At 69.6% G+C, this 12,474-nt stretch carries 16 protein-coding genes and 1 pseudogene; 14 read left to right on the top strand and 3 right to left on the bottom strand.

Annotated features, from left to right (window positions below; genetic code table 11):
- Positions 1-35: 35 nt before the first annotated feature.
- The 14 genes from Ato02nite_RS15065 (at position 36) to Ato02nite_RS15130 (ending at position 9,828) form a co-directional block, all read left to right on the top strand.
- The gene (locus Ato02nite_RS15065; RefSeq protein WP_213007136.1) at positions 36-635 is read left to right on the top strand and encodes a LysE/ArgO family amino acid transporter; all 600 of its coding nucleotides are present in this window, start codon (positions 36-38) and stop codon (positions 633-635) included.
- A gap of 49 nt (positions 636-684) precedes the next feature.
- The gene (locus Ato02nite_RS15070; RefSeq protein WP_213007137.1) at positions 685-1,725 is read left to right on the top strand and encodes a DNA polymerase III subunit beta family protein; all 1,041 of its coding nucleotides are present in this window, start codon (positions 685-687) and stop codon (positions 1,723-1,725) included.
- Between the two features lie 49 nt (positions 1,726-1,774).
- Positions 1,775-2,080, top strand: a complete 306-nt coding sequence (locus Ato02nite_RS15075; RefSeq protein ID WP_246607002.1) for a metalloregulator ArsR/SmtB family transcription factor — start codon at positions 1,775-1,777, stop codon at positions 2,078-2,080.
- Complete coding sequence (locus Ato02nite_RS15080; protein ID WP_213007139.1) at positions 2,077-2,457, top strand: SRPBCC family protein; 381 nt, start codon at positions 2,077-2,079, stop codon at positions 2,455-2,457. The genes Ato02nite_RS15075 and Ato02nite_RS15080 overlap by 4 nt, the downstream gene beginning before the upstream one ends.
- Positions 2,458-2,525: 68 nt before the next feature.
- On the top strand, positions 2,526-3,275 hold the full coding sequence (locus tag Ato02nite_RS15085) for a class I SAM-dependent methyltransferase (protein WP_246606996.1): 750 nt from the start codon (positions 2,526-2,528) through the stop codon (positions 3,273-3,275).
- A gap of 28 nt (positions 3,276-3,303) precedes the next feature.
- On the top strand, positions 3,304-4,011 hold the full coding sequence (locus Ato02nite_RS15090) for a carbon-nitrogen hydrolase family protein (protein WP_213007140.1): 708 nt from the start codon (positions 3,304-3,306) through the stop codon (positions 4,009-4,011).
- A gap of 143 nt (positions 4,012-4,154) precedes the next feature.
- Entirely contained in the window at positions 4,155-4,544 is a 390-nt protein-coding gene (locus Ato02nite_RS15095) for a RidA family protein (RefSeq protein WP_213007141.1), read from the top strand.
- A 447-nt stretch (positions 4,545-4,991) separates the two neighbouring features.
- Positions 4,992-5,519 (top strand): hypothetical protein, encoded by a 528-nt coding sequence (locus Ato02nite_RS15100; protein ID WP_213007142.1) that lies wholly within the window; start codon positions 4,992-4,994, stop codon positions 5,517-5,519.
- Between the two features lie 63 nt (positions 5,520-5,582).
- Complete coding sequence (locus Ato02nite_RS15105) at positions 5,583-6,044, top strand: hypothetical protein (RefSeq protein WP_213007143.1); 462 nt, start codon at positions 5,583-5,585, stop codon at positions 6,042-6,044.
- Positions 6,041-6,736: a hypothetical protein gene (locus Ato02nite_RS15110; RefSeq protein ID WP_213007144.1), complete on the top strand. Its 696-nt coding sequence runs from the start codon at positions 6,041-6,043 to the stop codon at positions 6,734-6,736. The genes Ato02nite_RS15105 and Ato02nite_RS15110 overlap by 4 nt, the downstream gene beginning before the upstream one ends.
- 441 nt (positions 6,737-7,177) lie before the next feature.
- The gene (locus Ato02nite_RS15115) at positions 7,178-7,678 is read left to right on the top strand and encodes a hypothetical protein (protein ID WP_213007145.1); all 501 of its coding nucleotides are present in this window, start codon (positions 7,178-7,180) and stop codon (positions 7,676-7,678) included.
- 62 nt (positions 7,679-7,740) lie between these two features.
- A complete protein-coding gene (locus Ato02nite_RS15120; protein ID WP_213007146.1) occupies positions 7,741-8,040 on the top strand; it encodes a hypothetical protein in 300 nt (99 codons plus the stop codon).
- The gene (locus Ato02nite_RS15125) at positions 8,037-8,693 is read left to right on the top strand and encodes a hypothetical protein (RefSeq protein WP_213007147.1); all 657 of its coding nucleotides are present in this window, start codon (positions 8,037-8,039) and stop codon (positions 8,691-8,693) included. The genes Ato02nite_RS15120 and Ato02nite_RS15125 overlap by 4 nt, the downstream gene beginning before the upstream one ends.
- A 499-nt stretch (positions 8,694-9,192) precedes the next feature.
- Positions 9,193-9,828: a hypothetical protein gene (locus tag Ato02nite_RS15130; RefSeq protein ID WP_213007148.1), complete on the top strand. Its 636-nt coding sequence runs from the start codon at positions 9,193-9,195 to the stop codon at positions 9,826-9,828.
- Between the two features lies 1 nt (position 9,829).
- Here Ato02nite_RS15130 and Ato02nite_RS15135 read toward each other — a convergent pair.
- The 3 genes and pseudogenes from Ato02nite_RS15135 to Ato02nite_RS15145 form a co-directional block, all read right to left on the bottom strand.
- A pseudogene (locus tag Ato02nite_RS15135) lies at positions 9,830-11,048 on the bottom strand (DUF4407 domain-containing protein).
- A gap of 53 nt (positions 11,049-11,101) precedes the next feature.
- On the bottom strand, positions 11,102-11,737 hold the full coding sequence (locus Ato02nite_RS15140; protein ID WP_213007149.1) for an SIMPL domain-containing protein: 636 nt from the start codon (positions 11,735-11,737) through the stop codon (positions 11,102-11,104).
- Positions 11,709-12,308, bottom strand: coding sequence for a hypothetical protein (locus tag Ato02nite_RS15145; RefSeq protein ID WP_213007150.1), 600 nt, complete (start codon positions 12,306-12,308; stop codon positions 11,709-11,711). The genes Ato02nite_RS15140 and Ato02nite_RS15145 overlap by 29 nt, the downstream gene beginning before the upstream one ends.
- Positions 12,309-12,474: the final 166 nt, after the last annotated feature.

The following is a 12,474-nucleotide window of genomic DNA, read 5'->3' on the forward strand; positions in this document are numbered from 1 at the left end:
GGAGTACGCCGTCCGCACGCCCTAGCGTCGAAGGCGTGCTCACCTCCGCCCTCGCCGGTTTCGCCGCCTCCGCCGTCCTGATCATCGCGATCGGCGCGCAGAACGCCTTCGTCCTGAGACAGGGCCTGCGTCGCGAACACGTGCTGGCGGTGGTGGCCGTCTGCGCCTTCTCCGACCTGTTCCTGATCCTGGCCGGCATCGGCGGGCTGGGCGCGGTCGTCACCGCCCGGCCCGACGCGGTGACCGTCATCCGGTGGATCGGCGCCGCCTTCCTCACCGCCTACGCCGTCCTGGCCGCCCGCCGCGCGATGCGCCCCTCCCGGCTGGCTCCGGCCGAGCGGGCGCCGGCGACGCTCGGCGCGACCGTGCTCACCTGCCTGGCCCTCACCTACCTCAATCCGCACGTCTACCTCGACACCGTGCTGCTGCTCGGCTCGGTCGCGCAGCAGCACCCGCACCGCTGGACCTTCGGCATCGGCGCCGCTCTGGCCAGCCTGGTGTGGTTCACCGCGCTCGGCGCGGGGGCGCACCGCCTCGGCCCGATGCTGGCTCGCCCGGCCGCCTGGCGCGTGCTCGACGGCGTAATCTCGCTGGTCATGCTCGGGGTCGCGGCAAGTCTTGTGATCGGCTCTTGACCCTCCAGCAGGTCGAGACACCACAGTCTGCGGGGTGCGAGGAGTTCGGATGCGCGGCATCGGCGAGGTGGCTCGGGCCAGTGGCCTTTCGGTGAGCGCGCTGCGGTTCTACGACGGAGCCGGGGTACTGGTGCCGGCCGAGGTCGACCCGGCGACCGGCTATCGGCGATATGCCGACGACCAGGTCCGGGCGGCGCGGCTGATCGCCGGGCTGCGCCGGGTGGGCCTGCCGGTCCCGGAGATCGCGCAGGCGGTGCGCGATCTGGGTGATCCCGAGGCGGTGCGCCGCCGGCTCGATCACCATCGGCAGCGGCTCGAGGACGGCCTGGTCGATGCCAAGCGTGAGCTCCTTCGCATCCATGCCCTGCTCGACCTGGAGGAAAAGCTGATGACCCGGATCACCCTGCCCGCGGCCGCGCTCGCCGCGAGCCTGAACGCTGTCCGTTTCGCCGCCGCCGACCCGGCCGGCCTGCTGCCCGGTGTGCTCTTCGAGACCGGCGCCGGCGAGTTGACCCTGGTGGCGACCGACCGGTTCCGGATGGCCCTCGCCACCGTGCCGGTCGACGTCGAGGGACCGCCGGCCCGGTTGACGTTGCCGGTGGCCTTCGTCGACGAGTTGCTCACGCCGGCGACCGGCCCGGCGGTTCTCGACCTGGCGCCCGAGGCGATCCGGGCCGAGGTCGGCGGCCGGGTGGTCGACGGCAAGCCGCTACCGGTGGACTTCCCCGATTTCCGCCGGGTTCTCGTCGAGCGGGCCAAGCCGTCCAGTCGTGTCACGGTCGACGCCACTTCACTGCGCGAGATGGTCGCGGCGGCACCGGTGGCGCGGCGGGAGCACGAGGGGTTCTCGTACGATGTCGCGATTCTCGGCCTTGACCAGGCCGGAAGCGTGCGCGTGGCGGCCGAGAGCGAGTGGGTGCAGGCCGCGGAGCGGCATGTCGCGGTAAACCGGGAGTTCTTCCTGGAGGCGCTCGACGCCGGCGGCCCGGGCCAGCTCGTGCTGGAGCTGGACGGCCCGATCCACCCCCTCGCCCTGCGCCTGCCGGGCGACGACTCCCGCTTCTCGATCCTGATGCCGGTCCGCAACTAGCCCTTGACGTGTCGGAGATTTCCGACGCATTATCGAGGGCGTGCCGGACATGGACGTCTTCGGCGCGCTGGCCAACCCGGTGCGCCGCCAACTGCTCGAAGCGCTGCGCGACGGGCCCCTCCCCGCGGGCGAGCTCGCGGGGAGGTTCGCGCTGAGCCGCCCCTCGGTCTCCGAACACCTCGCCGTGCTGCGGCAGACGGGGCTGGTGACCGAGGAGCCGCGCGGCCGGCACCGCTATTACCACCTGGCCGCGTCGCCGCTGGCCGAGGTGCGGGACTGGCTGGACCCGTTCGAGCGGTACTGGCGGCAGCACCTCACCGCCCTGCGCGACCTTGTCGAAGGAGACGACCTATGAGCAGCATCGAGTGCGACCAGTTCATCGCCCGGCCGCCGGCCGCCGTGTGGCGGGCGCTCACCGAACCCGAGCTGCTGGCCAAGTGGTGGGTCGCCGGGGACATCAAACCGGTCGTCGGCCACCGATTCACCCTCGACATGGGTAACTGGGGCAACCAGGTCTGCGAGGTCCTCGAGGTCGAGGAGGAGACACTTCTCCGTCACACGTTCGCCGAGGGCGTCCTGGACACCACGATCACCTGGCGGCTCGTCCCGGAAGGCAGCGGGACCAGGCTTTTCCTCACCCACGACGGCTTCGAGCCCGGTTCCGAGGCGCTCATCGGCATGGGCAGCGGATGGCCACGGCTCGTCGCTCGGATCGTGGTTGCCATACCGTAATCATGTTTCGAGCTTGAGTCACGTCACAACGGTGTCCAGCACACAGGTCGGCTGGCTACCTTCGTCAGGTGCGCAGCGGCCAGCAGTTCGGCGACCCAGCCGACTCCACCATGACCGCCGCCGCCCTCGGCGAGCGCGCCACCGGCTGGGAGTTCGCCTGGCTGGACGGGCGGGCCGGCGGCCCGTCCTGGTCATACCCCGATCTCGCCCGGGCTCTGCTGCGCCGCACCGACGCGTTACTCGATCTCGACACCGGCAGCGGCGAGTTGCTGGCCGAGTTGGCACCACTTCCGGCGCACACTGTCGCCGTGGAGAGCTGGGCCCGCAACACTCCGGTCGCCCGCGACCGGCTGTCCCCCTACGGCGTCTCCGTCCGCACCGAACTACCCGGCGGCGAGGACGAGTTCGACGTCGTCCTCAGCCGGCACGGGCGGCTGCCCGCCGCCGACATCTTCCGACTGCTGCGCCCCGGCGGCCGGCTGCTCAGCCAGCAGGTGGGCAGCGACGACCTGGCCGGCCTCAACTCCGCGCTCGGCGCACCGCCCGCCCACCTCCGGCCGTGGAACGCCGACCTGGCCGCCGCCTCCCTGGAGACGGCCGGGCTGGAGGTCACCGACGTGCGCGAGGAGCGACCCACGGTCGCCTTCCGCGACGTCGGGGCGGTGGTCCGGCAACTGCGCGACCTGCCCTGGCAGATCAGGGACTTCACCCCCCAGCGGTACGCCGAGGCGCTCGACCGCCTCGACACCTTCATCCGCCTGCACGGCGAGCTCACTGTCGCCGCCCATCGCTTCCTGGTCCAAGCAGTCCGCAGTTAGCCCCCACCCCCGGAAGAAAGATCGGCCCATGCGCTCCCTGATCATCGCCGTCGCTCAACCGCGAGTCGTTCCCCTCGACGTCGCCACCAACGCGATCATTCATGCCGCCGCCGTCCGCGCGGCCGCGGCCCGGGTGGTGGTCTTTCCCGAGCTGTCCCTGACCGGCTACGAACTGGACGCACCGCTGGTGTCGCCGGACGACCCGCGGCTCACCCCACTGGTCGAGGCGTGCGCCGCCACCGACACAATCGCCCTGGTGGGCGCACCGATCGAGGGCCCATACATCGCGACGCTGGCCGTCGACGGTGCCGGTGTCCGGGTGGCCTACCGGAAGCAGTACACCCACTCGAGCGAGGAACGCTTCCGGCCGGGGCCGGGCCCGGAGGTCCTCGAGGTCGACGGGTGGCGGCTCGGCCTGGGCATCTGCCGGGACACCGGCATCGCCGAGCACGTCGCGGACACGGCGGCGCTGGGCATCGACGCGTACGTGGCCGGCGTGGTCGACTCGCCGGCCGGCGAGCTGGAGGCGGCCGAGCGGGCCCGGCGCACCACCACGGAACACTCGGTGTGGGTGGCGTTCTCGTCCTTCGCCGGGCCGACCGGCGGCGGCTACACCGAGACGGCCGGGCGCTCCGGCATCTGGACGCCGAACGGCACCGTGGCGGCCCGGGCCGGCCGCGCCGTCGGCGAGATGGCGCGGGCCACGATGGTGGCCGAGGAACTGGCCCGGCTCTAGCCCTTCCGCTCTCACCGCCGAAGCTGTCGAGCAGCGCGCCGAGTTCCAGCAGAGCGCGCTGCCGCACCGGACGTCGTCGTAGGTCGATGCCACCTCACCGGCGACCAAGGTCATGGCCCGGCAGTACGGCTACGCTCGCCCCCATGCAGCACCACATCCGGCCCGCCGGTGCACCGCCCACCAACGGTTACAGCCACGCCGTGAGCGTCACCGGCACCCTGATGCTGGTCTCCGGGCAGGTGCCGCTGGACGCCTCGGGCCGGCTGGTCGGCTCGGACGACGCCGGTGAACAGACCCGGCAGGTGTTCCGCAACATCGCCGCGGTCCTGGCCGACGGCGGCGCCACCATGGCCGACGTGGTGAAGCTGACCGTCTTCCTCACCAACATGTCCGACCTGTCGGCGTTCCGCGCCGCCCGGGACGAGTTCATCGACCCGGAGCGGCCGCCGGCCAGCTCCCTGGTCCAGGTGAGCGGGCTCGTGCACCCGGGATTCCGGGTCGAGATCGAGGCCATTGCGGTGCTGCCCGCCTGACAGAGGCATCGCCCGGATGCATATTTCCGAGTAGTCGTCCTCCGATTCGGCTAACTCGTTAGTGGACGCTCCGTTTTCCGGCCGGCTGATATCGCGATTAAACGCATCGGAAACTCACGTTGGCAGGCTCGTTTCCGCGATGTCGATCTCTAGATGTCTTGAGCGCGTGGCGTTCGACTGCTAGGAGACGTTTCCGCAGGTGAGCGACTTCGGTTTTCCGGCCGGAGCCAACAATTGGCCCGATTCTCCAGGCCTACGGCCTCGTTCGAGTTAATCCGGACGGCCACTTCAGGTTAGCGCTGAGTTCCGAACAGAAACACGGATGCACTATCGCCGTCCGGTTCGGATTCGGTCATCTTTATCGCAGCGCCGGAACGCCGATACGGCCCGGCCACACAAATTCTGAAGCCGTAATGCAATACCTGACCGTCCTGGAGAGTGTTCCCCATGCGCAAGATGACCAAGCGTTCCACCGCTGTCGTTGCCGGCGCGGCCGTTGCCGTCCTCGGTGGCACCGCCGCCTTCGCCGCCATCTCCGGCTGGTTCAACGGCTCGAGCAGCTACGCCTCGGCACAGAGCGCGGAGATCAAGCCGGTCCAGGCCCAGGTCACGGCCCTCGGCAATCTCTGGCCGGGACGCCCGGTCAACGCGAGCGTAACGGTCGGCAACTACAACGAGTACAAGGTCAAGGCCACCGCCATCGACGCCAGCTCGATCAAGGTCTACGCCTACAACACGGCCGCTGATGCCAACGCCGATACCGCCAACAGCGCCGCGCTCAACACCTGCAACGAGACCAACGCGGACATTCACCTTGCCGCCTGGCCCGGCGCGCTGTCCGTCAACCCCGGCTCGTGGTCGACGCCGCAGACCTTCACCAATTTCGTCGGCATGGGTGACGGCGGAGCGGTGGCCTGCGCCAACAAGGCCCTGAAGATCACCTTCACCCTCCAGGGTGAGATCGACAACACCTGATCGATCTGATGGGGGCGAGCTCTCGCCCCCATCACCCGCCGACTCTCTGTTGGAGCTCGAAGCGTGAAATGGCGAACGCCCCTCACCAGCGTGGCGCTGATCGGTCTGACCCTGGTTACCGTCGGCCCGCCGTCGCAGAGTGAGTTCGACGCGGCGCAGTTGACGCTGACCGGCCACGACGGTCACGCGCCGAGCCGCTTCTCGGTCGAGGGCACCCCGATCAAGGGTCTCTACCCGGGCGCGGTTCGGAGCATCCGACTGACCGTCGTCAACCCGGAGCGGTCCGCGTTGCGGATCGAGCGGCTCACCGGGCGGGTCGTCGCCACCACACGTCGCGGCTGCCCGGTATCCGGGCTGCGCGTCACCGGTTATGAAGGGAAACTGCCGGTCCGGGTTCAGGCTCGCGGCCGCACCAGACTGCCGGGGGTACTCGTCGTGGCCATGCCGCGGAACACCACACCGAAGTGCGCGGAGACCCGATTCACCATCGAGTTCCAGGCCGTCGGCACGAAGGTCGGCCGATGAAGCGGACAGCCACCTACCTCGTCGTCGCCGGCACGGTCGGCGCGCTGGGTGTGGCCGGCACGATGTTCGCCTACGCGAACTGGACCATTCCCAGTAAGCCGATCACCGTTCGGGTCCGCACGGAGAAGATGCCGCGCGGCGTAACCCCGAGCGCGGCCAAGCAGAGCGGCAAGGCCGTCGTGAGCTGGAGCGCCCAGGAGATCGGCCCCGGCTCGAAGATGGACCACTACGTGGTGACGGCACACAGTGTCGACGTTCCGCCCCTGCCGGACATCACCCGCACGGTAGCCGCGACCAGCGGCGACACGGAGACCGTCACCTTCAGCGCCGCCGAGGTGGCCGGCGGCAAGTGGTACTGGACGATCGTCCCGAAGCTCCATCTCTGGGTGGGGACGGAGAGCGGCAAGAGCCAGCGCCTGAACTTCCCCGGCACCCCGGCGGCCGGTACCGCGGCGGCAGCTCGGTCGGTCGACACGTCGACGACCGCACCGACCACGACGACAGGTGAACCGGCCGACGGCGCCGCAACCCCGCCGGCCGAGACTGACCGGCCGGCGGAGACCACGGCGACGACCGCACCGGCCGCCGCCGTTCCGACCGAAGCAGCGACAACGACTCCCGCGGCGACGCCGACGACCACGTCACCGGCCGAAACGCCGTCACCGACCGAAACGGTGACGACCGGTCCTTGATGGCACCCGGGAAAGATCGAGCCTCCGGCGAGGTCCCGCGCCGGAGGCTCGATCCAGGTCTGCGGTCGACAGAGGCATGGACTGCATGCATCTTTCAGGCGGATCTCTCGCCGAACGGCTGAGTGGCGGATGAACACTTTGGACTTTTTCGTCGTGAATGCTGCCCGGAATTATTTGTGAAATTCGCGCCGACCGGCCGCCCGAGCTGGCCGCATGGCGGGCAAGATGAACGGCGTTTTCCCTGGCAGAGGCCCCGTGATCGGGTATTTGCATCGATGGTGAGCAGTGCGCTAGATCGTCCGAACGGTTATTTCGGGCGCCCTTGAGGTTGGCCGGGTCGCACGTACGCCCTATCGCGAAGTTATTTCGATTCGACCATGTTGGTCCGCAGCGCCGGACCAGTCGAATGGCGTTCCCTCATCGTCCCGGAGGAACAAGATCATGGGTAAGAACAGCAAGCGCTCCGCTGTCGTCGCCGGCATCGCCGCCGTACTCATCGGTGGGGGTGCCGCCGCCTGGGCCTTCGTCGGGTGGAACGTGGACGGGGCGGGTACGGCCGAGGCCGATGCCGCCCAGATCAAGCCGCTCACCGCCACGGCTTCGCTCGGTGCCAACCTGTACCCGGGCCGCAAAACCAAGATCACGCTGAAGGTCGAGAACCCGAACGAGTTCCCGGTCACGCTCACCGGTGCCCTCACGCCGGGGGCATTCGAGGTCAGCAAGGGTGCCACCGTCGAGGCCAACAAGAAGTGCTCGGACGATCTCAAGGCGACCGGCGTCAACGTGGTCGAGCCGCTGGTCTTCCCGGGCAAGCCCGCCGTCGGGGCCGAGAAGAGCACGACGGTGGACACCGACGTCACCATCAAGGACCTGCCGCAGTCCTGCGCCGGCCTGCACGTCAAGGCGAACTTCACCTTCACCGCCGTGCAGACGGCCGCCTGATCAAGCTCTACCGGGGTGTGGCGGCCGGCCTCACCCCCGGTCATCGTGATCAGGGGAACCCGATGCTGACGAAGTGGTGGAGTCCGATCGCCACCGTGCACAACCCGGCGGGGTACCGGTTGCGCGTCCAGCAACTCAGCGGTCGGGTCACCCGGTCGTCCCGGCGCGGCTGCCCGGCGACCTCGGCCAGTCTTCAGGTCCGGCCGTACACCGGGCGTCTGCCGGTGGTGGTCGCCGCGCACGGCCGGACCGACCTCGCGGGTGCGCTGCCGGTCACGATGCCGTCCGGCACCTCGGAGAAGTATGCCGGGGCCTGGTTCACGATCAACATCTCCGGCGTGGGTTACCGGGCGGACCGATGAGCCGCGGCGCGAAGCAGCTGGTCATCGCCGTGGTCGCGGTGGCGCTCGGGGTCGGGGGCACCGCCTTCGCCTACGCGGGTGGCAACTGGACCGTCCCCGGCGAGGCGATGATGACCGCGACGGTGGCCAGGATGCCGCGCGGCGTGCCCCCGAGTGTGGCCGGGCAGAACGGCCGGGCCGTCGTCAGTTGGAGCGCTCAGGAGATCGCGGCCGGCGTGCTGATGGATCACTACGTCGTCACCGCGCACAGCGTCGACGAACCGCCGCTGTCGGACGTCACACGGATGGTGGCGGCGAGCGGCGGGACGACCGAGACGGTCATCTTCGGCGCCACCGAGCGGCTGGGCGGCTGGTGGTACTGGACGGTCACACCGCGGTATCGGGGCTGGACCGGGACGGAGAGCGGCCGGAGTCAGCGACTCCGGTTCACCGGTACGCCGCCGGCGGTGACGGTCGGCGATGACCCCGCGAACACGGGCGCACCGGCGACCGCGCCGGAAAAGCCTGCGCCGGAGAAGCCTGCGCCGGAAGAGCCGGCAGCCACCGCACCGGAGACGGCGCCGGCCGTCGAAGAGCCGGCCGAAACCACGCCGCCGACCACCGAACCGGTAGTCGAGCCGACGCCCGAGGAAACCGAAACAACCGATTCTTGATCCGGTCCGCAAATGCTCGAGCCCTCGGCGGGTCCCGCGCCGGGGGCTCGATCTATCTGTTCGGCGCGTCCGGATTAGGCCAAGCGGCCGTGGTCGTCTTCGGGCACTCCCACAGGTATGGACGAGGGGGACAATTCGAACTCTCGGGTGCGGTGCTCATCCCGTACCGAAAATGAGCGGGACTCGGCAACCCCGGCCTGACCACCGTGGATTTGCACCGGCCTTGGCCGGTGTTGCGCCGCAAAGCGTGCCGAAGGGATCGTGGAAAGCGTATGTGCTGGTCAGCGCGCGCGGGGAGGGTATCCCCCATTGGAGTTAAGCCGGTCAGCCGCACCTGTGCGATGTATGCGCGCACAACGGCGAACGGAATCCCGATCACATGACCGGGGGTCGTCGGGGACCGTTGAACAACCAGTCCCAGCCGGTCTGGAGAGGAGGAACTCGTCCGCATGCGAATGTTCAGCAGACGGCCCGCCACGCTCATTCTTGAGGCGTTGTCATGAAACGACTCGATTCGCCGGTTCGGCAATCGGGCGACGACCGGGCCGACCTCGATCCGTCGGGCCACATCGAATTGCAATCGGCCGATCACGAGGAGCCGACCTGGGAGGTGCGGCTTCCCGGCGACCAGCGCCGGCCTCGGCTGAACCGGCGGACCAGGGTGATCCTGTCGGCCGCGGCCGCCGCCGCGGTCGTGGTCAACGCCGGCGCGGCCTGGGTGTATTGGCAGATCACCGGCTCCGAGACCGGGCATGCGAGCAGCGGCACGGCGATCGAGCTCGCGCTGCGTGCTCGCTCCGACCTCAACCGGCCGTTGTCGCGGGGGCAGGACGGCAACCTCACCGTGACGGTGACCAACGACTACGACTTCCCGATCCGGATCACGGCGGTGACGCCGGGTACCGGCAACATCGTGGCCGACGCCGAGCATCGGGACGCGGGCTGCCGGGACTCGCGGGTGGAGATCACCGGGAATCGGTTCCCGGTGTCCTGGGAGGTGCCGCGTAACACGATCGGCGCGTTCACCATCCCGGGCGCGCTGAGCATGCGGAGCGATGCGGCCGCAGCCTGCAACGGCGCGGTCTTCACGGTGCCGATCCAGGCTTCCGGCGTACGGCTGGAGGACGCCGACTGAGCTACGCCCGGCGGTAGTGCCGGCCGTTCTTGCCGGCCGGCAGCACCCGCACGTCCTCGTCGACGATCATCGGCGCGCGGACCGACCGGCGGTGCCGTCCGTTGGGCGACGGCTCCTCCTCCACATCAGGCACCAGCAGCTCGCCGTGCAGCGGGCGGTGGTGCCGTCCGCCGTGTGCGGTCAGCCGGTGCACCTCCTCGGGCACCACTACCGACCTCCGGAGGACCGCGCTGGCCCGCTCGGCCGATTCGCGGGCGACCTGCTCGTCCTGGACCGCGGCCTCGATGCCCTCGGTCACCACCTTCGCCATCGCGGCGCCGTAGGTGCGGGCGTCCTGGATGCCCCGCTCGTGCAGCAGCGCGGCCTCGTGCTCGGTGCGCCGCGCGATGCGGGCCTCGTTGCGCTCGTACGCGTTGCCACGGGAGACGAACTTGAGCCCGACCGCCGTGCAGTCCAGCGCCACCAGCAGCAGCGTGATGCCCAGATAGAAGATGCCGACGCCCCAGAAATCGCTGGTCACCAGGTGCCACATGGCGGCAGTGCGGGCCCCGAAACCGGCGTCGGACTTGACCGCCTTGTTGTTGGTCTTCCGCTGGTCACTGATCTGCCGGGTCAGTTCGGCCTGCTCGGCGGCGCGGGCGTCGCGGGCCACGCGCTGGGTGTCCAGCAGCGTCCCGGCCTGCCGGTCCAGCACGGAGGCCTGGTCGTCGAGCCTGCTTGAGCTGGTTGAGCCGGGCCGTCCAGGTGCCGATCACGCCGTCCGTGTCGATCCGGGTGAGCTGCTGGTTGTGCACCTCGTTGAGCCGCGCGTCGATCTCGCCCTGGTAGCGGGCGAGCATCAGCGGCTCGGTGATCAGCACCGCGAAGAGCAGGGCCAGGCCGAGCCGGCCGATGTACAGCCCGGCGGTGGGCTTGCGCAGGAACTCGTGCGGATCGGTGGATTCCAGCTTGTCGTAGCTGATGCCGACCCGGCCGACGACGGCCCGGTCGTAGGCGACCACGCCGGCCGCGATCATCGGGCCGACCAGCCAGCGGTACCACGGCTGCTGATAGTTGGAGCTGGCATCGATGAACGCGGCGCCACCCACCGTGGCGTACACGAAGTACAGCAGGATGAAGACGCCGACCGCGGAGTAGAGGACCCGGTCGGTGTGCGTGATGACACTTTCCGGGTTGACGTTCGCCACCCGCAGCAGGACGTCCCGACGACCCTTCGGCATGCAGCCGAGTCTTACGAATCATGCCGATGCATGCGGACAAAACCGAATTTTACTTATTTACCAGACAGATCGGGATCGGTGATCGTTACCCGGACGATGACCGACGCCTGCACCGTCTGCACCTGTGGATCCAGCGGTAACGTCGCGTCGGCGGCCATCGCCGACCGAGCCATGATCGGCTGGAACCCGCCACCCCCGGCGAGCTCGTCGGAGATCTCCACCAGGCGGTCGATCCGGCTGCCGACCGCCGCCGCGTACTCCCGGGCGCGGTCCAGGGCATCGACGATCGCGGCCCGGCGCACCTCGGCACCGGCCGTGCTCCCGGGCCGCATCTGCCACCACGGGCCGGCCAGCGACGCCTGGTCGAGACCGGCCAGCGCGGGCAGCATCTCGCCGAGCGCCGCGAAATCGGCGACCGTCACCGTGGTGCCGGTGCTGCCGGTCCAGGCCACCGGGCGGTCGCCGGCCTTCTTGAAGTCGGGAAAGACCTGCACCGCGGTGGTCTCCCGGCGCTCGATCGCTGGGCCGTAGCCGTCCAGCGCGGCGCGCAACGCGGCCGCGCGCTCGGTGAGATGGGCCAGGACGGCGTCCTTGTCCCGGCCGCGGGCGGACACCGTCAGGGAGAAGACGGCCAGCTCGGGCGTCACCTCACGGATCGCCTCACCGCGTACCACGATGGTCGGTTGCATATGCCGACGCTAATACCTCGCGCGCGTCGGCCACCAACAGGTCGGTGTCGGGGACGCCGGTGACCTCGGCCCGGTCGATCCGGTTTCCCCGCAGGTGCAGGTGGAAGAGCCCGCGCGTCCCGGTGATCACCCGAACGGCCGGCGGCTCCGGGCCGGCGTCGTCGATCAGCCGGCCGGCCTCGGCGATCCGGCCACCGGCGGCATCGAGAAAGCCGTCACGGACCGTATGTTGCTCAACGGCAAGCATTGGTGACATTGCGTGACGCAGAATCATCGGCACCAGGGCTGCCTTCAACCGCGCCGTCGCCAGCGCCTCGAGCAGCGCATCGGCCACCCCGGCCGGGCCCAGCGCCAACCACCAGGCCGAGTGCAGGCCGATGTCGACGAACCGGCCGAGCGCATCGACCACGGCAAATGCCGTGCCGCTGCGGTCCGGGCCGGTGATCCGGTCGAGCCGCGGCGGCGGGCCTCCCCCAGGCACCTGCGCCGCCAGCCGCTCCACCTCGGTGATGAATTGACGCGCGTCCCCGATTCGCGCATCGTCACGTTCAGATTGGACAGACGGAAACACCGAAGATCCCCCCGATCTCAGCGGCACTGAGAGTAACGCACGGTGGGCACGCATTCGACCCGCGAATGCGAACGGTTTGTGCCAATTCTCGCGACTGATCGAGCGTTTCGGAGTGTCCGGAGTGGAGCCGACCTAGGTGTACTGACCCGAGAGGTTGGGTACGCGG

The organism is Paractinoplanes toevensis (assembly GCF_018332695.1).
In the GTDB taxonomy this organism is placed as follows: domain Bacteria; phylum Actinomycetota; class Actinomycetes; order Mycobacteriales; family Micromonosporaceae; genus Actinoplanes; species Actinoplanes toevensis.

Bases quoted from the DNA above. Each gene is read 5' to 3' on its own strand.
- Ato02nite_RS15070 (WP_213007137.1), top strand. From the start codon at position 685: ATGCGCGGCATCGGCGAGGTGGCTCGGGCCAGTGGCCTTTCGGTGAGC.
- Ato02nite_RS15075 (WP_246607002.1), top strand. From the start codon at position 1,775: ATGGACGTCTTCGGCGCGCTGGCCAACCCGGTGCGCCGCCAACTGCTC.
- Ato02nite_RS15080 (WP_213007139.1), top strand. From the start codon at position 2,077: ATGAGCAGCATCGAGTGCGACCAGTTCATCGCCCGGCCGCCGGCCGCC.
- Ato02nite_RS15090 (WP_213007140.1), top strand. From the start codon at position 3,304: ATGCGCTCCCTGATCATCGCCGTCGCTCAACCGCGAGTCGTTCCCCTC.
- Ato02nite_RS15095 (WP_213007141.1), top strand. From the start codon at position 4,155: ATGCAGCACCACATCCGGCCCGCCGGTGCACCGCCCACCAACGGTTAC.
- Ato02nite_RS15100 (WP_213007142.1), top strand. From the start codon at position 4,992: ATGCGCAAGATGACCAAGCGTTCCACCGCTGTCGTTGCCGGCGCGGCC.
- Ato02nite_RS15110 (WP_213007144.1), top strand. From the start codon at position 6,041: ATGAAGCGGACAGCCACCTACCTCGTCGTCGCCGGCACGGTCGGCGCG.
- Ato02nite_RS15115 (WP_213007145.1), top strand. From the start codon at position 7,178: ATGGGTAAGAACAGCAAGCGCTCCGCTGTCGTCGCCGGCATCGCCGCC.
- Ato02nite_RS15120 (WP_213007146.1), top strand. From the start codon at position 7,741: ATGCTGACGAAGTGGTGGAGTCCGATCGCCACCGTGCACAACCCGGCG.
- Ato02nite_RS15125 (WP_213007147.1), top strand. From the start codon at position 8,037: ATGAGCCGCGGCGCGAAGCAGCTGGTCATCGCCGTGGTCGCGGTGGCG.
- Ato02nite_RS15130 (WP_213007148.1), top strand. From the start codon at position 9,193: ATGAAACGACTCGATTCGCCGGTTCGGCAATCGGGCGACGACCGGGCC.
- Ato02nite_RS15140 (WP_213007149.1), bottom strand. From the start codon at position 11,737: ATGCAACCGACCATCGTGGTACGCGGTGAGGCGATCCGTGAGGTGACG.